Annotated in this window: 20 protein-coding genes and 1 riboswitch; of the genes, 3 read left to right on the top strand and 17 right to left on the bottom strand. The window is 45.1% G+C overall.

Annotated features, from left to right (window positions below; genetic code table 11):
- Positions 1-36 precede the first annotated feature (36 nt).
- Positions 37-1,170: a zinc-dependent alcohol dehydrogenase gene (locus FZD51_RS02840; protein ID WP_148973391.1), complete on the bottom strand. Its 1,134-nt coding sequence runs from the start codon at positions 1,168-1,170 to the stop codon at positions 37-39.
- A 330-nt stretch (positions 1,171-1,500) separates the two neighbouring features.
- Between FZD51_RS02840 and FZD51_RS02835 the strand changes: the two genes are divergently transcribed.
- Together FZD51_RS02835 and FZD51_RS02830 are read left to right on the top strand one after the other, a co-directional pair.
- A complete protein-coding gene (locus FZD51_RS02835) occupies positions 1,501-2,721 on the top strand; it encodes a hypothetical protein (protein ID WP_148973390.1) in 1,221 nt (406 codons plus the stop codon).
- Positions 2,722-2,751: 30 nt separating this feature from the next.
- The gene (locus tag FZD51_RS02830) at positions 2,752-4,677 is read left to right on the top strand and encodes a midas domain-containing protein (protein WP_148973389.1); all 1,926 of its coding nucleotides are present in this window, start codon (positions 2,752-2,754) and stop codon (positions 4,675-4,677) included.
- Positions 4,678-5,151: 474 nt separating this feature from the next.
- On the opposite strand, the gene FZD51_RS02825 is transcribed toward FZD51_RS02830, so the two are convergent.
- From FZD51_RS02825 to FZD51_RS02800, 6 genes are all read right to left on the bottom strand, one after another.
- Positions 5,152-6,171, bottom strand: coding sequence for a thiazole biosynthesis adenylyltransferase ThiF (locus tag FZD51_RS02825; RefSeq protein WP_148973388.1), 1,020 nt, complete (start codon positions 6,169-6,171; stop codon positions 5,152-5,154).
- A complete protein-coding gene (locus FZD51_RS02820) occupies positions 6,168-6,935 on the bottom strand; it encodes a thiazole synthase (protein ID WP_101551819.1) in 768 nt (255 codons plus the stop codon). Before FZD51_RS02820 ends, FZD51_RS02825 begins: the two co-directional genes overlap by 4 nt.
- A gap of 1 nt (position 6,936) precedes the next feature.
- Entirely contained in the window at positions 6,937-7,140 is a 204-nt protein-coding gene (gene thiS, locus FZD51_RS02815) for a sulfur carrier protein ThiS (RefSeq protein ID WP_009792264.1), read from the bottom strand.
- Positions 7,137-8,288, bottom strand: coding sequence for a glycine oxidase ThiO (thiO, locus tag FZD51_RS02810; protein ID WP_148973387.1), 1,152 nt, complete (start codon positions 8,286-8,288; stop codon positions 7,137-7,139). Before thiO ends, thiS begins: the two co-directional genes overlap by 4 nt.
- Positions 8,272-8,937 (bottom strand): thiazole tautomerase TenI, encoded by a 666-nt coding sequence (gene tenI / locus FZD51_RS02805; RefSeq protein WP_148973386.1) that lies wholly within the window; start codon positions 8,935-8,937, stop codon positions 8,272-8,274. The genes thiO and tenI overlap by 17 nt, the downstream gene beginning before the upstream one ends.
- A gap of 62 nt (positions 8,938-8,999) precedes the next feature.
- Positions 9,000-9,101: riboswitch (TPP riboswitch) on the bottom strand.
- 65 nt (positions 9,102-9,166) lie between these two features.
- Positions 9,167-9,661, bottom strand: a complete 495-nt coding sequence (locus tag FZD51_RS02800; protein ID WP_148973385.1) for an Lrp/AsnC family transcriptional regulator — start codon at positions 9,659-9,661, stop codon at positions 9,167-9,169.
- 185 nt (positions 9,662-9,846) lie between these two features.
- Between FZD51_RS02800 and FZD51_RS02795 the strand changes: the two genes are divergently transcribed.
- Positions 9,847-10,773 carry a DMT family transporter gene (locus FZD51_RS02795; protein WP_148973384.1) on the top strand — a complete coding sequence of 309 codons (927 nt, stop codon included), beginning with the start codon at positions 9,847-9,849 and terminating at the stop codon, positions 10,771-10,773.
- 469 nt (positions 10,774-11,242) lie between these two features.
- Here FZD51_RS02795 and FZD51_RS02790 read toward each other — a convergent pair whose 3' ends face one another.
- The 10 genes from FZD51_RS02790 to FZD51_RS02745 form a co-directional block, all read right to left on the bottom strand.
- The gene (locus tag FZD51_RS02790; RefSeq protein WP_148973383.1) at positions 11,243-11,761 is read right to left on the bottom strand and encodes an NUDIX hydrolase; all 519 of its coding nucleotides are present in this window, start codon (positions 11,759-11,761) and stop codon (positions 11,243-11,245) included.
- A 173-nt stretch (positions 11,762-11,934) separates the two neighbouring features.
- Positions 11,935-12,219, bottom strand: coding sequence for a hypothetical protein (locus tag FZD51_RS02785; protein WP_148973382.1), 285 nt, complete (start codon positions 12,217-12,219; stop codon positions 11,935-11,937).
- 250 nt (positions 12,220-12,469) lie between these two features.
- Positions 12,470-12,949 carry a hypothetical protein gene (locus FZD51_RS02780; protein WP_148973381.1) on the bottom strand — a complete coding sequence of 160 codons (480 nt, stop codon included), beginning with the start codon at positions 12,947-12,949 and terminating at the stop codon, positions 12,470-12,472.
- A gap of 192 nt (positions 12,950-13,141) precedes the next feature.
- Positions 13,142-13,804 carry a helix-turn-helix transcriptional regulator gene (locus FZD51_RS02775; protein WP_148973380.1) on the bottom strand — a complete coding sequence of 221 codons (663 nt, stop codon included), beginning with the start codon at positions 13,802-13,804 and terminating at the stop codon, positions 13,142-13,144.
- A 372-nt stretch (positions 13,805-14,176) separates the two neighbouring features.
- The gene (locus FZD51_RS02770; protein WP_148973379.1) at positions 14,177-14,902 is read right to left on the bottom strand and encodes an alpha/beta fold hydrolase; all 726 of its coding nucleotides are present in this window, start codon (positions 14,900-14,902) and stop codon (positions 14,177-14,179) included.
- 278 nt (positions 14,903-15,180) lie between these two features.
- Complete coding sequence (locus FZD51_RS02765; protein ID WP_148973378.1) at positions 15,181-16,638, bottom strand: alanine/glycine:cation symporter family protein; 1,458 nt, start codon at positions 16,636-16,638, stop codon at positions 15,181-15,183.
- Positions 16,639-16,830: 192 nt separating this feature from the next.
- Positions 16,831-18,678, bottom strand: a complete 1,848-nt coding sequence (locus FZD51_RS02760) for an ABC transporter ATP-binding protein (RefSeq protein ID WP_148973377.1) — start codon at positions 18,676-18,678, stop codon at positions 16,831-16,833.
- Entirely contained in the window at positions 18,659-20,401 is a 1,743-nt protein-coding gene (locus tag FZD51_RS02755; protein ID WP_148973376.1) for an ABC transporter ATP-binding protein, read from the bottom strand. The genes FZD51_RS02760 and FZD51_RS02755 overlap by 20 nt, the downstream gene beginning before the upstream one ends.
- 217 nt (positions 20,402-20,618) lie before the next feature.
- Positions 20,619-21,059 (bottom strand): threonine/serine exporter family protein, encoded by a 441-nt coding sequence (locus FZD51_RS02750; protein WP_148973375.1) that lies wholly within the window; start codon positions 21,057-21,059, stop codon positions 20,619-20,621.
- An 11-nt stretch (positions 21,060-21,070) separates the two neighbouring features.
- The gene (locus FZD51_RS02745; protein ID WP_148973374.1) at positions 21,071-21,838 is read right to left on the bottom strand and encodes a threonine/serine exporter family protein; all 768 of its coding nucleotides are present in this window, start codon (positions 21,836-21,838) and stop codon (positions 21,071-21,073) included.
- Positions 21,839-21,866: the final 28 nt, after the last annotated feature.

Here is a 21,866-nt window from a genome sequence, read left to right as displayed (position 1 = left end):
AAGGAAAGGCAGGCCCGGAAAGGACCTGCCTGCTGTTTATGGCTTCAATACAACCTTTGTGCAATCGTCTTCATGTTCATTGAACAAATGATAGCCGCGTGCTGCATCTGCGAGCGGCAGCTTATGGCTGACGATATGTGTCGGGTCAATCTTTTTCTCTTCGATCATATTATAAATTTCCGGCATCAGATGGATGACTGGTGCCTGTCCTGTTTTAATGGTTACGTTCCTGGAGAAGAAGGCTTCAAGCGGGAACATATTATAGGTTGCCCCGTAAACGCCGGTCAGCTGGACTGTTCCAAATTTCTTGACAGCTTTCGTTGCCATCTGGATAGGCCCGAGGGTACCTCCCTGAAGCTTCAGTTTCTGCTCAATTTTTTCAATGGCCGATTTTTTACCGTCCATGCCGACGCAGTCAATGACAACCTCGGCACCGCCGCTTGTGATTTCCTTCAGGTATTCGCCCATGTCGTCATGTTCACTGAAGTTAAAGGTTTCCACCTTATTGACGAGCTTGGCATGCTGCAGGCGGTAATCAAGATGGTCGACTGCAATCACTCGGGAGGCTCCTTTCATCCAGGCGAATTTCTGGGCCATCAAGCCGATCGGACCGCAGCCCAGAACGACAACCGTGTCACCCTTTTTGACGCCGGAATGAAGGACGCTCCAATAGGCTGTCGGGAGAACATCGGAAAGGAACAGCAGCTCCTCGTCTTCCATTTCATTGGATTCTGGTACGACAAACGGTACAAAGTTTCCGTAAGGCACGCGCAAATACTCTGCCTGGCCGCCAGGGTAGTTTCCGTATCTTTCTGTATAGCCAAAGTAAGCGCCTGTATCCTGATGAGGATTGGAATTATCGCATTGGCTTTCCATATCATGCTGGCAGAAGAAGCATTGCCCGCAGGAAACGTTAAAAGGAATGACAACCCTGTCCCCTTTTTTCACCTTCGTAACCTCAGGGCCAACCTCTTCGACAATGCCCATCGGTTCATGTCCGATAATATAGCCTTCCCTCAGGGGCATATTTCCCTGGTAGATGTGCAGGTCTGATCCGCAAATCGCTGTGGACGTAATTTTTACAATAACATCATCCTTTTTCTCAATCCTTGGATCATCGACTTCCTTGACTTGAATATCTTTGGAACCTTGGTAAGTTACGGCTTTCATCTCTCACACTCCTATCCAGAATTTATTTGGATATACCCTATTACCTGTGAAAGGGAACATGTTTTTTCAGAAAAGTATTTCAAATTTTTTTTAGCAGAAATATTTTATTTCATTTACCAGTTTCCAAATATGCCCATAGTCCCAGTCCCTTACTCCTAAAAGGATTTTCTAAAAAACTTCTAAATTTTTTTATTAAAAAGTGATCCAAAACGAATTCTTTTTCGTTAGTTCAGCAGAACACCGAAAAGTTTATAAGCATTTCCGCCGGGTACAAATGGATGGAATAAGTTCCAATTCAGGCGGAATTTTGAAAGGAGGTGAGCGATTCGAGTGTCAACCAGATTCGTACAAGCCTTGGTTCTTGCGGCTTTCTGCTTCATCCCTTCGACCGCACTGGCGGACGGGCTGCTGGGCTCTGTGACAGAAAAAGTCACAAGCACCGTTAAAGAAACGGTTCCCCTGCAGCGAACCGAAAAAAGCCAGGATCAAAGCGGACAACAGAATAATGACAAAGCCGAGCCAAAAGATGCCTCTCTTCTTGGCACAGTGACCGGTGCAGTAAAAGAAACTGTCAAGACGGTGACAAAGCCAATCATCACTGTGGAAAAGGACAAAAACGCGGAAGAAAAATCCCTGGTGAATATCAACCTTTCCGAGGATCCTTCCTTAAAAGTGGACGCAAAGATAGCCGAAGCCAGCGTTTCCGATTCCATTTCCGTCAAAACGCCAGTGGCCGATGCCAAGGTGGGTGACTCCATCAAGGTAAAAACACCGGTCGCAGATGTAGATGTGTCTGATTCTATTTCTGTTAAAACTCCGGTTGTCGATGCCGAAGTGGGCGATTCCATCAAGGTGAACACGCCGGTCGCAGATGTAGATGTGTCTGATTCTATTTCTGTTAAAACTCCGGTTGTTGATGCTGAAGTGGGCGACTCCATCAAGGTGAAGACTCCGGCAGCTGATATTGGAGCGGGCGACCCTATTAAGGTGAATACGCCGACTGCCGATAATGGCAGGACTGATTCTATCAGCACTACAACACGTGCTGATACAAACATCCCGGATGGTATGGCGGCAGCAGACACACCGGCCAATCAAACAGAGCCAGATTCAGATTTTGAAAAGAAATCTGTCATGTCTGATGTGGTAACTGATGGATTGTCTCAGCCAGAACCTCTGGCAGCAGACGCTTCCCAACAGTTCTTTGGCCCTTCAGCCATTACTGAAGCAGCAACTTCTGCTGAAATCGGAAACAAGTCTAACAATGATGCTGCTGAAAAGGCACCAGCTGAAAAGCCGGTACAAGCGGCAATTTCCTACGTACCTGCAAACAGCGGGACAAATGGTTCCAGTACAACGGCAAGCGGAGGACAATCTGCCGCAGGCGGAGCAGCACTCCCTTTCATGTATTTTTCCGGTGCCCCATTGCTTGATGCAATGTCTGAAAAAGCGGCCAGATATGGCGCAGTTGCTTTTTTCCATGATCAATGGTTAAATGCTCCTCCTTCCCAGCCGCCGCAAAAATCCTTCTTCTTACACGTTTTTATATAAAAAACTAAAAAGAAGAAGGAGAGAATTCAAGTGAAAAACAAACACTTATTGAAAACATTAGCGATCACAGGTTTTGCTGCAGCAGGTCTTTTTGCAGGAGGCTCCTACACCCTTGCAGATGAAGAGACTAATCATAATTCACTTGGACTTTCAACCAATCTGTTAGCTAGCTTGAATTCAAGCGAGGAGAATGACAGCTCCTCACTCACTTCAAACTTAAAGGCCAACCTGAATCTTAAGTCTAAATCAACTGATTCAAACAATGGAGAAAGTTCATCTGAAAACGGTGAAACAGCTGCCAAAACAGCTAATGGACAAGAAAGTGTGAATTCCAATGGACAAGAACAATCCGAAGACTCAAGCAGCCTGGATACCAATCTCGGCCTGGGTCTGGGACTCGAAAGCTCTGAAGAAGGTTCTTCTTTAGATGCAAACACAAACGCAGATGTACAAGCATTTTCAAGTGAAGACAACGGCGAAGAGCAATCTTCTGCAAATCTTGGAACCAATCTTGATCTTGGTGCTTCCACTTCAGACGATGAATCTTCTCTTATGGCAGGAGCCGATGTCGATGCTTCTGCTATGAACAAAGATGAGGATGAAGAATCTTCTGCTGATCTGAACACTGGACTGGATCTTGGTGCGATGACTTCTGACGATGAGTCTTCACTTATGGCAGGTGCTGATGTCGATGCTTCTGCTATGAACAAAGATGAGGATGAAGAATCTTCTGTTGATCTGAACACTGGATTGGATCTTGGTGCGATGACTTCTGATGATGAGTCTTCTCTTATGGCAGGTGCTGATGTTGATGCTTCTGCTATGAACAAAGACGAGGACGAAGAGTCTTCTGCGGATTTGAACACTGGATTGGATCTTGGTGCGGTGACTTCTGACGATGAGTCTTCTCTTATGGCAGGTGCCGATGTTGATGCTTCTGCTATGAACAAAGACGAGGACGAAGAGTCTTCTGCGGATCTGAACACTGGACTGGATCTTGGTGCGATGACTTCTGATGATGAGTCTTCTCTTATGGCAGGTGCTGATGTTGATGCTTCTGCTATGAACAAAGATGAAGACGAAGAGTCTTCTGCGGATCTGAACACTGGATTAGATCTTGGTGCGATGACTTCTGAAGATGAAGAATCTTCTCTTTGGGCAGATACTGATGTCGATGCTTCTGTTATGAACAAAGATGAAGACGAAGAGTCTTCTGCGGATCTGAATACTGGATTAGATCTTGGTACGATGACTTCTGAAGATAACGATGAATCTTCTGCCAATCTTGATGCAATGAACAAACTAGGTCTAGTTTCTAAAGACGAAGATGAAATGACTTCTTTTTGGAATAACACTGGTTTGAACGCTTTTGCGATGAATAAGGATGACGAAGAATCTTCTGCCAATCTTGATGCAATGAACAAGCTTGGTTTTGTTTCTGAAGACGAAGATGAAATGACTTCTTTTTGGAATAACACTGGTTTGAACGCTTTTGCGATGAACAAGGATGATGAAGAATCTTCTGCTAACCTTGATGCAATGAATAAGCTAGGCTTTGTTTCTGAAGACGAAGATGAAATGACTTCTTTTTGGAACAAAACAGGCTTGAATGCTTCTGCTATGAACAATGACGAAAATGATGAGTCTTCTGCCCGTTTTGATCTGATGAACGATCTTGGATTATTTACACAAGATGATGAAGACTATTCTGGTCTTTGGAGCAAGCTTGGACTTTCAGCTTCTGCCATGAATAATGATGACGAAGATTATTCTGCTTCCCGCCTGGATGCAATGACTGATTTGGGACTTGCCTCTTTAAGCGATGAAGAAGAAGCTATTTTATGGGCAAAGCTTGGCCTTCACCTTGCAGGCATGTCCAGCGAATATGAAGAGGAAGATTTCTCTTCATTAGGTTTAGATCTTGACCTTGGTCTTGAACTCGAAAACCTGATGTAAGCTTACAAACTTCCAGCGCTGTACCTGCTGAAACTCGCGACTTCAGAAGAGACTGGCGCAGGAATCTGGTTAACTTACGAAAAGAAAGGAGCTCTGCGACGGCAGGGCTCCTTTTGATTTGCTGTTTGAGGGGCGAGTTGCTAATAAAATGGGAAAGTTGCTAGTATATTGCGAAAGTTGCTAGTAAAATTGAAAACTTGCTAATAAACTCAAAAAGTTGCTAATAAAATCCAAAAGTTGCTAATAACCGGTTTGCCGCATAAATCCGCGATTTGGAAGAGTCGCAAATATATCCTGAAACTCGCAAATATAATTTAAAAGTCGCAAATAAACTCCAAAACTCGCAAATATATTCAAATTCCCGCAAATAAAATCCAGAACTCGCAAATATCCCCACCTGAGTTCCCTCAGCTAACCCCATTCTCTTAGAAAAAGCAGCCAAAAACCATTAAATCCACCATTCAGCACACCAAACTACCCCAAATACCGATGATAAACCCGCTTCGCCTCCTGGATATCCTTCGTTCCGTGAACCAGCGCCCGTCCGTCTTTGAAAAGAACAAGCCGCTGCCCGTCTTTTTCAAAAGAAAGCAGGAATGGGTTTCTTTCTACGATCCCGCCTGCAAGCCGAAGCTGCTCTGCTGCAGCATCGAGGCTAAGCACGACTCCAGCTCCCGGCCGGATTTGAACGGTATTCCTCCCGCACAAAACTGCTGTCTTCATCCTGTTTTCGTAAGCAAGATAAGGATACGCAGCATTCACCCCGCATGAAGGGCAGTCTTCTTTTATCAAAGCGCTAGTAGACACCGAAGAAAACTGGTTTTCCCATAAATCAAAGGTAACTAGCTTCCGCCTCACCGACTTAAAATCTCCAACCAATATTTTCAGAGCTTCAGCCGTCTGATAGGCGACGGTCATCCCGACTGCGGGAGCAATGATCCCCGCTGTATCACAGGTTGCCCCGCCGATCGGCACCTGCTCGAGCAGGCAGCTGAGGCAGGGTGTTTCTCCGGGCAGGAAGGCTGTGCTGATGCCATAGCTTCCTACACAGGCTCCGTAGATCCAGGGGACTGCGTGCTTGGCCGCAATGTCATTGATGACCATCCTCGTGTCAAAATTATCGGTGCTGTCCATGATCAGATCTACGCCTTCAGCAAGCTGCTCCAGCTCCACAGGCCCTGCATCACCTACGATACTCTCAACCTGAACCGATGAATTGACAGCTTGAAGACGGCGGCCTGCAGCTATTGCCTTCGGGACCCTCCCCGCCGCATCTTCTTCTGTATAAAGCTGCTGCCTCTGCAGATTGCTCCACTCTACATAATCGCGGTCGATGATCGTGATTTTACCAACTCCAGCCCTCACAAGCACTTCGGCATTGCCGCTCCCGAGCGCCCCGGCGCCGATGATCAGAACATGTTTGCTGCTTAATTTCTCTTGCCCCTCTTCGCCGATCGGGGCAAACAGCTCCTGCCTGGAATATCTGCCGTTCAAACGGTGCTCAATCCTTCCATCGGACTGCTTGCAGAAGCATACCTTTTCTTTGGCATGCGTCCGGCTTCATAGCCAAGCCGCCCCGCCTCCACGGCAAGCTTCATTGCTTCGGCCATCTTGACCGGATCCTTGGCGGCCGAAACAGCCGTGTTCAGCAGGACGCCGTCCGCTCCGAGCTCCATCGCCAGGGCCGCGTCTGCAGGGGAGCCGATCCCGGCATCGACTATGACAGGGACTTCCGCTTGTTCGATGATAAAGCTGAGATTGAGGGGATTGATGATTCCCTGGCCTGAGCCGATTGGCGATGCCCCCGGCATGATGGCATGCACGCCCATTTCCTGCAGCCTTTTCGCCAGCATCACATCATCTGAAATATACGGAAGGACAATGAAGCCTTCCTTTAAGAGCTCCTCGGACGCCTTCAAGGTTTCAATCGGATCCGGCAGCAGTGTTTTCATATCGCCGATCACCTCGACTTTGATCATGTCGCAAAGGCCTGAAGCCCTGGCCAGTTTTGCCGTACGGACTGCTTCCTCTGCTGTCTTTGCACCCGCCGTATTGGGGAGCAGCCTGTAGTTTTCCACATCCAGCTCCTCCAGCAGATTCGGCTGTTCCGGGTCAAAAATATCCATGCGGCGTACTGAAAAAGTCAGCACCTCTGTATGTGATGCTTTGACCGCCATTTTCTGCGTTTCATAATCCGGATACTTCCCTGTCCCGAGCAATAGCCTTGAGTTAAATTCATATGTTCCGATTTTCAGCATTTCATCCGCCTCCTACAAAATGTACGATTTCTATGCGATCACCTTCTGCAAGCTCTGTTTCAGCATGCTGGCTTTTTTCCAAAATAGCGGCGTTCAGTTCTACAATCGCCGCCTTTTGATTCAGTTTCAAATGTTCCAGTAAATCCCCTACCGACTTGACGGTGCCAGGCACCAGGATATCACTGCTATTCACATGAAGCTTCAATGAATCCACCCCTCCTGCACTTTTTTCAATACTCTCTCAATCTCAAAATCTCTGTAAAGCTCCTTATCTTCTGCGGCTGCGATTCCTTCAATAGAATCAGAAACCATCTTTCCTGTGATGGGGCTGAGCAGGATGCCGTTCCGGTAATGCCCGGCAGCGATGAACAGGCCTTTATAGGCGGGGTGCCGGCCGATATAGGGAAGGCCGTCCCCTGTCTGCGGCCGAATCCCTGCCCAAGCCTTTTCCCACCGTGCCGATGCGAGCTGGGGCAGCAGCTTATAGGCCCGTTCGGCCAGCATCCTGACTCCGCCAAACGAAACGGAAGGATTGAAATCATTTTCATAGCTTGTTGCACCTATGATCAGGCGGCCATCCTTCTTGGGCACAAGATACCCGCCAGAATCGGAAAAGATCGTCGACCGTATCAAAGGCCCTTCAGGAATGACCGAGAGGCATTCCCCTTTTACAGGAAAAATAGGAAGCTCAAGATCTGCCTTTTTCAGCAGCTTCCCCGTCCAGGCACCTGCGGCAGCAATCACGGTTTCTCCATAAAAACTTCCTTTGCTGGTCATCACACCCTCGACGGATTCTTTATCAAATATGAAGTCTTCGATCTCCGTCCCTTCCAGCACAACTGCACCTCGGGCCATTGCCCCCACCGCAAATGCACGCGCCAGGTTCGGTGCGATCAGCTGGCCGTCATTCGGAATCAGCATACCCCCTGCGAGCCCCCGGGAGAGATGGGGCTCCCTTTCGCAGATTTCTGCCTGGTCCATCCACCTTACCTGTCCGTCCCACTCTTTATGGAATCTGACCTGCTTTTTAAGGACCTCTGCCTCTACATCATCCCAAGCAATTTTTATCATCCCTTCATTAACAAGGCCGATGCTGATTCCTGTAAGATCCTCAAGCTCCCGAATCATGTCAGGGAACATGGCCCTGCTTTTCAGGGCAAGCTTCAGCATCGATAGATTCTCATCTATTTCTGCCTGGGCGCCGAGCATTCCGGCTGCGGCAGAAGAAGCTTCAGAACACAGCTCCCTTTTTTCCAGAATGAGCACCTGCTTGCCAAGCCTTGCCTGCTGATAGGCGATAGAGCACCCTATAATGCCGCCCCCGGCAATGATCACATCATAAACTTTCTTCATATATGCCTCCTCCCCGGTTTAGTGCAACCCTATATGCGCCAGCTGCTTCCTCCGGACTGACGGCTTTAAAAATTCCCGAGAGTACAGCAGCACCTGAAGCTCCGGCCCTTATCACCTGTTCCATATTGTCAGGAGAAATTCCCCCGAGTGCTATCACCGGAATAGAAAGCCTTCCTGTCATTTCCTCAAGGCTGGAGAGGCCCCTTGGCTCCATACCTGGCTTGGAACTGGTCGGAAAACAGTGGCCATATATGACATAATCTGCACCATCCTCTTCTGCCTGAACAGCTTCTTCAATGGAGTGGACAGATTTTCCGATGAGCAGGCCAGGGAATGTTCTCCGCACTTCCCGTACCGGAAGACTGTGATAGCCGAGCTGGACCCCCTTCACCCCCAATGCCGCCGCTGCATCCACTCTGTTATTAATGATGATCTGCTCCCCCGGGACTCCCTTTTCCAGCAGAATTCTCCCCATCTCGTAGATGTCAGCCGCTGTCCGGTGATGCTCCCTGATATGAATATAGTCCACATTCCGAGAGATGCTTGAAGCTATCCTGATAAACTCCTCCGCCGGCTGTCCTGCAGAAATAGCGTGGAGCTGCAGTTTATCCCTGCTCGGCCAACCTTGTAAACGACGCAAAAAAACCACTCCCAATTGCGCAGGAAAGTGGCTGATTAATGATCTATGGCTAAAAAAGTATGTACTTTTTATAACCGTTCGGCACACTTCCCTACGCTAGTATGAACTAGATCAGGTTCAAAGGGTCTCAAATGCTTGATCTCAGCCTCTTGCAGGCTCCCCTAGTGATAATTCTATTATTCAATTGTTCTCTTACATTTTAGCATAGACATTCAGCCTGCAGAACCCGCAATTTGAATCAGACTGATGTTTCCCCTCCAGGCAGAATCGGCAGTACCGTTGAATATTTGACTTCCCTCAAGGATAGGCTTGTCTGTATCTTCGTGATACCGAGCTGATTCAGCTTCCTGATGAACCGTTCCAGCCCTTTCCGGTCTTTGATGGCCACTTTTAAGATATAATCATATTCTCCTGTCAGGCAGTGGCATTCCAGTACCTCCGCCATATCCACCAGCGTCCCCTCCAGTGCCTCCAGCTTTTCCGCCTGATGGATGTTAGTGCTGATGAAAATAAAGCAGAGCAGATCAAAGCCCAGTTTTTCCTGATTCAGAATTGCCACCTGCTTCTCGATATAACCTTCATGTTCGAGCCGCTTCACCCTTCCGTGAATGGCTGGTGCTGACAGGCTGACCCGCCTGGCAAGCTCGGCATTGCTCATTTGGCTATCCTTCTGGAGCAAATCCAGGATTTTCAAGTCCACGTCATCCAGCACCTTGTTCACAATCGATTCCATCTTACAGCCTCCTTACGATTATTCCGCAAACTCCGTTTAAGTCCATTCTCAATTTATTATAATTCACTAAAATCATTATTAATCTTAATTAAATTTCTTATTTATCACATTGTACAAAATAATCATTAAAATTCAAAGCTGAAATGTTAAAATAAATCTACCAACTATTCGAAGGAGCTGCTTTTATGCCAGCTTTATATGTATGCCTGATGCTTCTTACCTCCCTGCTGTGGGGCGGGAATTTCGTTGTGGGCAAGTCGCTTGTGGAGCATGCTTCCCCAGTGGCCTTGACTGCATTTAGATGGATCATTGCTGTGATCTGCCTGTTGCCTATCGTGCTGCGGAAGGAAAAAAAGCTCCTGCCTCCTGCAAAATCACTTGTCCCGCTGGTTCTAATGGGCATCACAGGTGTAGTGCTGTTCAATATCTTTCAATTTTGGGCACTGGAAGAAACCACGGCCACAAATGTCGGGCTGATTTCAACGCTTAACGCTATTTCAATCGCCGTTTTTTCAGCACTCTTTTTAAAAGACAGAATTAACCTGCCGCAGATTCTGACCATGATGTTTTCACTCTTCGGTGTCCTGCTTGTCCTTACCAAAGGCCATCTGGAGATGCTGCTGTCTTTGACATTTAATAAAGGAGATTTATGGATGATGGCAGCGGTGTGCATTTGGGGAATCTATTCCGTCCTCAGCAAATGGGCCGGCAAATATACTACTCCGATCATGTCGACCTTTTATTCTGGCGTTTTCGGACTGGCCATCCTGCTTCCATTCAGCTATTCAGATCTCCATATCAAAAATCCTGATCTGTCCTTTGCAGGATCCATGCTTTATACCGGGCTCATTTCAACCGTTGTATGCATGGTGCTCTGGAATAAAGGGGTCCAGAAAATCGGGGCTGTCACCGCAGGGGTTTTTCTGAATTTCAACCCTGTATTCACTGCTATCCTGGCTTTTCTGCTGCTGGGAGAAAAGCTTGAAGCAATCCAGTTTCTCGGAGGCATGATCGTCATCCTTGGCTGCTATCTGTTTACCCGCCTTCAGGCACAGCGGCAAAGGAAGAGCCTGCGCGGCCAACCGGAAGCTTCAATTACGGCTATAGACTAGAAAAGGGAGTCCATGAAGGTTAGTAGTTCCGATACTGTTTAGATAAGCTAAAATAGCAGGTCAAATAAACACTAAGCTTGTTCAGCACTATAAATATCGATAAAAAGCATAGAAAAACGCTTGGACTTTTGAAGTTCCAAGCGTTCTTATTTTAGATATTAATTCAGCTAAAGCACCCAAACGCTACTCAATGGCGAATTCCATCCTTTGAAGTCCTAAGTCATATCTATCTACTGCTGGAGATAGAGTAATTTCATATTTCCCCTCTGGATAACACTACTAATAACTTTTTCAACATATCCTCCCCTTTAACCAACTTCATTTAACAAAAAGCCAATTCCCTTATAATCACTACTGCCCCTGTACCTACACAAGGAAAAATTTTACTTTTATCTAAGGAAAGCCACTAACACTAATTTTAAAGTGTTAGTGGCTTTTAGTACGTGTCCAGCTTTTCTTCACGTTTCATTTAAAGACGAATAGAGCCATAATGATGTCGACTCTCAAAAAGAAATGCAATGATACTCTCATAATAAGGTATAAATTGTTTTAGTTCGATTAGCTTAAGGATTTCCTCTTTAGAAGCCCATTTGGCTGCTTGCACCTCTTCAGTCTGTAACGTCAAATCATTCAAATCAAAGTCATATTCAATAAAATAATAATCATCAAAGCCGCGTTCAAAGTTAATAGTAAATTGTGGTCGAACCTTTTCAAAGTTATAATGAATCCCCAACTCCTCGAATAACTCTCTTGAAGCAGCCTGCTGACTTGTATCGCCTGCAATTGCACTACCACCACAGGTGAGATCCCAAAGGTTTGACCATCCTTGCTTAAAGGGCTGCCGCTGCTGAATAAGCATTTCTCCTTTTGAATTAAATATACATACGTGTACTACTAAATGAAACTCGTCTGATGTCATTTCATCTCCACGGGTTATTCTTTTCTCAATTTTATTACGATGCTTATCATATAAATCCCACTGTTCCATTGCTAAGCTCCTTACATATATATTTATAACAAGATTATACTGATGGCACTCCTTATAAAGCTAAACTGCCCTATGGTCATATATAAAAGCTGCCTGATCTGGCAGATAATCTGGCAGATAATCTGGCAGATAAGCAACCGTCAGTTATACATAAAGACTTACACAACAAGTCATTATTTTTTACGTTTTTGTTCTAAAAATATAGGTGCTAAATTCAGCAAGATAGAAACAATTGTCAAAATCCAAAATGCCCTTGCCATACCAGGTATTACATCCGATAAAGCCGCCCAATCTTCCGCTTTTACCCACCTAGTTAAATAACTGTAATCTGCACAAATTGTTAATGCTGTAAATGATAATGCCATCGCCATAGCAAGCTTATAATCCTTTCCTGCTGCATACAAAGAAAGATTTATAACAGTTAACACTATTGCAATAACCCCTAATATTAACCACATAACTATACCCCCATTTATTTTTATTTTTGTCATGTAATAATACTAATCTGCATCATCTCAATTTTTTTGCATTACTTTTTATTAGACACCTTATTTCGAAGTAAAGTTTCAACTTTAAGAAATTTTTCCATATTAATTAAAAAAAACCATTTTTTCTAATTCGACAAACCTGCCCCGTTTGTTTTATAAGAAAAGCTGCCTGGTTTGGCAGCTGATCTATAACATAAACACCTATTAGTTCAAGAAGAAATTATAATAATGGAAGAATATTAGACAAATCGATAAATTCTAGTTCAGTTTCTGCTTCTGCTTTCGAACGATAAACGGTAATTTTATCATAGGGTTTCATGTTGTCTTGCCATGTTCCTATATTACTCAGAAAATCTTCTACGTTTTCAGAAATTATAAAGCACTCTAAATCCCTATTGATATAACAAATGGGTGCGTCATTTTCCGAATCACACTGCTGATAAACAGTTCCGATAAATCCTCCTTTACTATCTTTTGCCATAATATCTACATGTGGAACCGTAAAAAACTCTAAATGCGGAATATCATCGTCAAAGATAAATTGAATAGCATAATCTTTAGCGTATCTTTGATACTCCTCATTTCTATCATGAACACCCATTGAATAAATGGATGTACCTGCTGATATAATCTCAGTATCTTCTAAATTAACACCTAAGGCTCCAGAGAATGCTGTTCTATCTAGATAAATTTTTCGCATATAACCCCCCATATAATCTTATCTTAAAGTAAAATGCTCATTACTTTTGTGATTGCTTATTCAACTAACGCTCCGTTTGTTTAATAAGGAATTCAATAAAAAGGTGCTCCAATCCTTCCTGGATCAAGGCACCCTATAGTTGAATATGGAGAAAAACATTTTATTCCAGTATCATTTCAGAGGAAGAATGCTTTAGGTATTAATATCAGATATATGAAATGGTATTAATTTTTTGTATCCGTGAATTTTCAAAGTGATATCATCATTTGATACATTTTCATTAATTAAAACAGACTGATCAGCTTGAACAGTTCTCTGTGTATCAAAAATGTTAAAAAGGCTAAACGACCAATTTGTTTGTAATGCTAAATTCCCATTATCATTGAATACTAATAAATCCTCCGATACAGGTTTAAAGAACACATTTTTTGATTTCAAATCTAAATTAATTGTTGTGTTCCAATCTCTGTCTGGATTTTCTCCGTTGTAACTTAAATCCCGAATCACACTTACGTTACTTATCTCCAAACTCTTTGGATTAGCTTGAAACGATGCAGAGCTTACTACTGTATTAATTAACAATACTGTAAAAATAACCACTAACCCTATCAACAGTCTTTTTTGCTTGATTCCAAAATTTAATTTCTTCACCATTTTTTCATCCTCTCTTAGTAGGAAATCTAAAGAAACATTAAAACTGTCGCAAATTCCGATAACCATTTCTAAATCAGGGTAACTTCTCCCAGTTTCCCAACTTGATATAGTCGATCTTGATACTTGCAATTTTTCAGCTAATTGTTCTTGTGTTAAATTATTTTCTGCTCTTAGCTTTTTGATTTTTAAAGATAAATCCATAATTTGTCCCCTTTCTAAAGAAAGAATATGTTAGTTTCCTTTAAATGACTAGATAAGCTTTTTCACATCTTAATTTTCTAGTGACAAGAATCTTGTCATTGCTGATATATCAACGTTTCCTTAGTTTTTAAAAATAAAATTAATGATTTCCAGGAAATTAAATTTAATCTATCTTCATTATGTTCGTTATACAAAATTAAAGAGCACCATCCTTAAATATGAATAGTGCTCTTCTAAAAACCCAAAACTTATTGTAAGTTCACTTTGATTATTATAAACCTGTTTTAAGAACGAAAATAAGTCTAATTCTATATCATTTTTGCTCAATCTTATTCAATTAACCTCCCCCTAATCTTTTTGAATTAGTGCTCATTATAGTTTAAGAAGTACTTTGTTTTGAACAATATCCTTAATAACATTTATAATAATTTCAGGCTGTTCTAAATGTATGTAATGTGGTGAGTCTTCAATCACTTGATGATATTTACCTCCATTAGTAGTAGTAAGAATATCTTCATGAAGTTGTTTCCATATTGGAAATACTTCTTTTATTGGCTGAATACCCGCAGTAAATATGTATATAGGAAAAGAGTAATTATCTCCTTCAAACCTTACTTTTTTCATTATTTCATCACTAAGTAAACAATCATCGTAAGAACCCTCTATTTCATACCAAGTTTCCATTATCTCTCTATCTGGCAAGAAATCTTTCATTTTATCTTCTTGTTCTTCGTGGGAGGGGTCTATTAGTATTAAACCTTTCACCATGCTCGGATGAAGATAAGCAAATAATCTTGCAATATGAGACCCAAATGAGTGAGCCACTATATAAATTGGTTCTTTTAATGACATACTTGCTATCAATTCTGTAAGTTCTCTTGCTTGATTATCAATAGTTCTTCTTGATTTTGTCTGTGAACTCTTACCCAATCCCGCTCTGTCGTAAGCTATTGCACGTGAAAATAAACTTACTTGTTCATATATTGAATTCCAAACATTTGAATCATTCCCGTACCCTGATTCAAAGAGTATTATTGAACCGTTTCCATTGTCCTTAACAAAAAATTCAATTCCTCCAATATCCTTTATGCATTCCAACTATAATCATCCTCCTAAAAGCATAACTTCTTCTACTTCTTGAAAATTCCATATCCTTGTTTTTCCGAAACCGTAATGAGCACATTGCCAATAGCAATTTTCACTATGAAGCTGTAATTCCGTATGTGGATTCAAGTGTTACTATTCAAAAACATCAATATACAAGAAAAAACAACAGACCAAATCATATGCAATTTGGCCTGTTCTTTAATGTGCTATTTTAAATGTTTCTCCACCAAGATGGGACTGCTCACCATCAAGTGCATCACTCACTCATTTTATGAAACTTTTTCATCCTGCTGCACATATTCCTCTTCCCAGTACTCTGCATTTTTGATGCCGAGCTTCTTGGAGTTGAAGACCGGATCAAGTCCCTGCTTCTTCTGGGCTTCATAGTCCTTCAGGGCAATGAGTGCCGGTTTGGCCAGGATCAGGATGGCAATCAGGTTGAGCCATACCATCAGGCCGAGCCCGACATCTCCAAGCGCCCAGGCAAGTTCGGCTGTATTGACTGCCCCGTAAAGAGTGGATCCCAGCAATACGATCTTCAGAAGGAAGATCATGAATCTGCCGTCCTTATTGCGCATGAGATAGGTCATATTCGTTTCGGCAATATAGTAGTAAGCCATGATGGTCGTAAAGGCAAAGAAGAATAGAGATATCGCGACAAATCCTGCCCCGAATCCAGGGAGTGCAGAATCGACTGCAGCCTGGGTGAATGCCGGGCCTGCTTCTGCTCCCGGAAGTCCGTTAAAAATCATCGTTTTGCCATCCTCACCGACTGTGTTGAACATTCCTGTGAAGAGAATCATAAAGGCTGTTGCAGAACATACGAAAAGCGTATCGATATAAACAGAGAATGCCTGTACAAGCCCCTGCTTTGCCGGATGTGATACCTCGGCAGCTGCGGCTGCATGCGGCCCTGTTCCCTGGCCGGCTTCGTTGGAATAGATTCCCCGTTTAACCCCCCAGGCAATCGCACTGCCGACAATTCCGCCAAACATGGAATCTGCGGCAAACGCACTGCTGAAAATAAGGGAGAATACGCCTGGAAGCTCGCCGATATTCATGCCGATGATGACCAGAGCAACCAGCATATATCCTACTGCCATGAATGGAACGGCATATTGGGCAACCGTTGCAATCCTTTTGATCCCTCCGAAGATGATTAAGGCAAGAAGGCCGATAATGACAAAGCCAGTGATATATACGTTAACGCCAAATGCATTTTCCATGCCCAAAGCAATGGAATTTGACTGGATTCCCGGCATTAGCACTGACATGGCCAGCAGGGCAGCAACTGCGAACAAAGCGGCGAACCACTTGATTCCGATGCCTTTTTCAATATAATAAGCAGGACCCCCGCGGTATAAGCCATCCTGTTTTACTTTGTAGATCTGTGCAAGCGTCGACTCCACGAAGGCGCTTCCTGCACCAATGAATGCAATGGCCCACATCCAGAAGACAGCACCGGGTCCGCCCATAGCAATGGCTGTAGCGGTACCAGCGATGTTACCAGTTCCCACGCGGCCGGAAAGAGCAATAGATAAGGCCTGGAAAGAAGATACGCCCGCATCGGAACTTTTGCCTTTGAACATGAGCAGCACCATGTCTTTAATGTGCCTGATCTGCAGGAAACGGGTTAAGACGGAAAACAGCAGCCCCACTGCCAAACAAATATAAATGACAGGCGTGCTCCAAAGTATTCCGTTTAATTGGCTAACAAAACCTTCCAAACAAATTCCCCCTTATTATTATTAATTCTGAATCTTTTTCCTATTAAGAATTATATGTGAAATGGTACTAGAGTACAATGCTTTTTTTATCCCGCATCCCACAGACATTAATGAAGGAACTCGACCCTGGCCATGCGCCTGCCGTGACACATAGAAAAGGCGCACAGCCCAAACGGCCGTGCACCTTTTTTCCTATATGGCCTCTTCCTTCAGCTGGCTGTGGTAAAGCCCATGGTAGAATCCTTCCTGTTCAAGAAGTTCTTCATGGGAGCCTTTCTCGATGATGCTGCCCTCATCAAGGACAAGGATCTGGTCGGCCTGCTGGATGGTGTTCAGCCTGTGGGCCACCACAAAGCTTGTTCTTCCTTCCATCAAGGTCTGGAGGGCTTCCTGGATTTTCATTTCTGTAATTGTATCGATGCTGCTTGTTGCTTCGTCAAGAATCAATATGGAAGGATCGGCGAGAAAAGCCCTGGCAATGGATAAAAGCTGGCGCTGTCCCTGGCTGATTCCGCTGGCGTCCCCTTTCAGGACGGTATCATACTGCTGCGGCAGCTTCATGATGAACGAGTGTGCATTAGCCATTTTTGCTGCTCTTTCTACTTCACCGTCTGTGGCATCCAGCTTTCCGTAGCGGATATTTTCCCTGACCGTCCCCTCGAAAAGGAGTGAATCCTGGAGGACGAATGCCATATGCTTCCTTAGGCTTTCCCGCTTGATTTTTTTCAGCTCACGGCCATCAATCGTGATGCTTCCGCTGTCATAATTATAGAACCGGGAGATCAGGTTGATGATCGTAGACTTCCCGGCGCCGGTCGGGCCGACAAGGGCCACCGTCTGCCCGGTGTTTGCCTTGAAATTGATGCCTGTTACTGTATTTTCTCCCTTTTCATAAGAAAAAGAGACATCCCTGAACACGACTTCCCCCTTGATGAAGCTGATTTCTTCTGCATCCTCTTCATCCTCGAATTCTTCTTTCTGGTCCATGATCTCAAACACCCGTTCAGCACCGGCGATAGCCGACAGGAGCGTATTGAACTGGTTGGCCAGGTCATTCAGGGGGCGGGTGAACTGGCGGGCATACTCCGCAAAAATGACGATGACGCCGATCGATATCATCCCTCTGAGGACAAATATGCCGCCGACTCCTGCGATGATGGCAAAGCTCATATTATTCAGCATGTTCATCAGCTTGGGGATGAAGCCTGAATAAGTCTGGGCCCAGAAGCCCGCTGCCCGAAGCTTTTCACCTTTGCCGATGAATTCTTCAATCACTCTGTCTTCCTGGGAAAAAGTCTTGACGATCCGCTGGCCGGAAATCGTCTCCTGGACAAATCCATTCAGTTCGCCCAAGTTCCGCTGCTGCTCCTTGAAAAGCCGGCCCGTCCGATTGGTGATCCACTTCATCCCATAAAACATGACCGGAACAATGATCATGGTGATCAGAGTAAGCAGCGGACTCAGCCACAGCATGACCCCTACGGTCCCGACAAGGGTGAGCACACTGGAAAAAACCTGTATGACCGAGCTGTTCAGCGTGGAGCTGACATTTTCGATATCATTTGTCACCCGGCTCATCAGCTCTCCATGCTGCCTTTTATCAAAGAACGGAATCGGCAGTTTGTGAAGGTGGCGGAAAAGCTGGGTCCTCATTTTAAAGACTGTGTTCTGGGCAATCCCGATCATCCAATAGTTCTGGAACCAAAGGGACGCAGAATAGACAATATATATAACAGCAAGCCCGGCAAGCAGGGCAGCAAAGCCGCTGTTGCTTCTTTCTACGATATACTGGTCAATCCCCCTCCCAAGGAGGAACGGACCCAGCAGCCCCAGTACACTGCTGAGGATGACCATCAGCAGGACGAGGAAGAGGAGCGCTTTTTCCTCGGCGAGATAGTTCCAGATCCTGCGGAGAGTCCCTGCCCAGTTCTTCGATTTTACTTTTGGTTTCTTTGCATCATCGGCTGTCTTTTTGAGATTCTCTTTCTCCAGGACAGCAATCTTTTTGTAGCGGAATGGTTCAGTCAGCTCCCTGAACATGCTCCAGCGCCTCCTCTCCGAACTGCGACCTGAAGATCTTTTGATACAGCTCCGATTCCCTCAGAAGTGTTTCGTGGTCTCCCTCGGCAATCAGCCTGCCGTCTTCAAGCAGCAGAATATGATCCGATTCGATCGCCGTACTGATTTTCTGTGTAATGATCAGCGTTGTCGCGGTATAAGTCCGCAATGCCTGAAGCAGCTTTGCCTCTGTTTTTAAATCCAGGGCACTTGTGCTGTCATCCAGCAGCAGGATCTTCGGCTTGCGGACAAGGGCCCTGGCGATGGAGAGGCGCTGCTTCTGGCCTCCTGAAAGGTTGACGCCCTTTTGCCCGATCTTCGTGTCATATTTAGCGGAGAGCCTTTCAATGGAAGAATGGATCTGGGCCTTCTTCGCCGCTTCCTCCACCTCTGCTAGGGTCGCATCTTCTTTTCCCCAGCGGATATTTTCCTGGACGCTTCCTGTAAAGAGCAGGGCCTCCTGGGGGACAAAACCGATCTGCTTGCGCAAATCATCCAGTTTGACCCGGCCGATATCCTGGCCGTCAATCCGGACGGTTCCGCCTGTCACGTCATACAGCCGGGGAATCAGCTGGAATAATGATGACTTTCCGGCCCCTGTGGCACCGAGGATGGCTGCTGTCTCGCCGGCCTTTATTTTGAAGGATACACCGTCAAGCACCACTGTGTCTGTGCCAGGATAGCGGAAGCTCACAGAATCGAACTCGATTTCCCCTCCCTCTATTTCAAATCCGGCCAGGGCCTGATCAGAATCCTTCAGATCCACTTCTGTATTCAGGACATCGGCAATCCTGCCGGCCGAGGCTTTCGCCCTTGAAAAGGCCATGATGATAAAAGAAAGCATTGAAAGGGCACCCGTAATTCTTGTGGCATAGTTGATGACAGCAACTACTTCCCCGACTTTGGCGCTTCCATCATCCACCTGGATGCTTCCAAACCAGAGGACGCCGATGATGCTTATATTCATAATCAGAAGAAGCACCGGCATCGTCACTTCCATCAGCCGCAGAGCAAAAACAGTCTGATCCTTCAGATCCCCTGTTACCTCTGTGAACCTTTCGCTTTCATGATTCCTGCGCAGAAACGCTTTGATGAGCCTGATGCCGGCCAGATTTTCCTGCATGACATTATTGACATCATCCAGCTTTTCCTGAACTTTTTTAAACAAGGCCCCGCCTTTATTCATGATAAAAATGAGGAAAATAAATAAAAATGGGACAACCGCACTCAGAATCAAAGCGAGCTTCACATTGACAACAAACGCCATGATCAGGCCTCCAATGACCAGGAGCGGGGCACGCATCATGATGCGCAGGCTCATGAAGACGATATTCTGCAGCAATGTGACATCATTGGTCATCCTCGTAATAAGTGAAGAACCCGGAAACATGGCAAAGTTGGCAAACGAGAAGGACTGCACTTTCCTGAACACACTCTTCCTGATATCAAAGCCGAAGCTCTGGCTGACATGCGCAGCATAGAAAGAATTGATAATGCCTGCAGCAAACGCAATCAGCGAGATGCCAACCATGACCCCTCCCCAAATCAGGACCTCATCCATATCCTTCTTCATGATTCCTTCATCAATGATCTTGGCCATCAAAAGCGGCTGAAGCAGCTCAACCGCAAGCTCTGTCAGCATCAATGAAAGAGCAACAATGACGGCAACCTTGTATATTTTTAAAAATCCAAACACCTTTCCCATAAATATTCCTCCAAGTCTGATTCCTGCTGAATTGCTTTTCCTTTACCCGCCTTTCGAGGAAAAAGTTCAGAATCTTAATCTTTCGTTTAACTAAATATATACACTATCATACGACTTTTTACGGAATTTTGAAATTATTTATCCTCTAATTCTTCTTACTGTATGCAAAAAGGCATGCGGATACATGCCTTCCCTTGTTTTATCTGCTGGAAATCCTTCAGCTCTGGACCCTTCTCGCATTCTTGATAATCTGGTTGATGACCTCTGAGAATACAAGCCCAATGGCGATCGCCCCGGAAATCATGAAGGCCCGGGCAGCAAGGCTGATGGCTGTGTTGTAGTCGTTCTCAACAAAATTCCTCATTGCATCATACGCAAGCCCGCCTGGAACAAGCGGAATGATTCCGGCTACGCTGAAAATGATGATTGGCGTCTTATAGGCCCTTGCAAAAAACTGGCTTGTGAATGCCACGAAAAAAGCGGCGCTAATGGTGGCACCAACCGCATCCATACCTGATGATTCCATCCAGAAGTAGACAAGCCAGCCAATCATGCCGACCGTGCCGCATTTGATCAATGACTTTTTCGGGGCATTGAATAGAATCCCGAATGCCGCCGATGCTATAAAGCTTGTTGCAAGCTGTTCAATCGTTTCCATGCAATGCCTCCTTAAAATGAAATGAAAGATAATACGACCGCGATGCCTGATCCGATGGCAAAGGCAGTCAGAAATGCTTCCGCGCCTTTAGACAATCCGGAAACCAGATGCCCTGCAATAAGATCTCTTACAGCATTTGTAATCAAAAGGCCTGGCACAAGCGGCATTACCGATCCGATGATAATTTTATCAAGCTCATTGCCTGCACCTGAAAAAACAAAAGCATAAGATGAAAGGCCAATAACAAATGCCGCCACAAACTCAGCAAAGAACTTGATCGGCACCCATTTATGAAAATAGATAAAAGAAATGAAACCAAGCCCGCCGCATACTACCGCTGGCAAAAAGTCTTCCCAGCTGCCCTTGAACATGATCAGGAAACAGCCGCTGGAAATGGCAGCCGCCAGTATCTGAAGCAGCAGCGAATACGCCATTGGGGCAGCCTCCACTTCCCGCAATGACTGCAGGGCTTCCTTCACTGTCAGCTCCCCGCTGCTGATATTGCGCGAGATGCTGTTGACGATGGTGACTTTATCAAGATCAGTTCCCCGTTCGGAAATCCTGATTAGCTTCGTTTTGGTCGGTTCATTGCCTTCTATGGAAAAAATGATGCCTGTCGGCGTGACATAGCTGTGTGACTGGTCAACCCCGAAGGAAGCAGCAATCCGCATCATCGTATCCTCGACCCGGTATGTTTCAGCACCGCTTTGGAGCATGATTTTTCCGGCAAGAAGGCAGACCTCCATGATTTCATATGTATCGTTCTTGAACTCCTCCATTGGCTCTCCCTCCATGCACAAATCACTT

The organism is Bacillus infantis (assembly GCF_008180445.1).
Classification (GTDB): Bacteria; Bacillota; Bacilli; order Bacillales; family Cytobacillaceae; genus Bacillus_AB; species Bacillus_AB infantis_B.
Note: the sequence above shows the minus strand (reverse complement) of the source record. Positions and strands in the feature narration are given on the sequence as shown.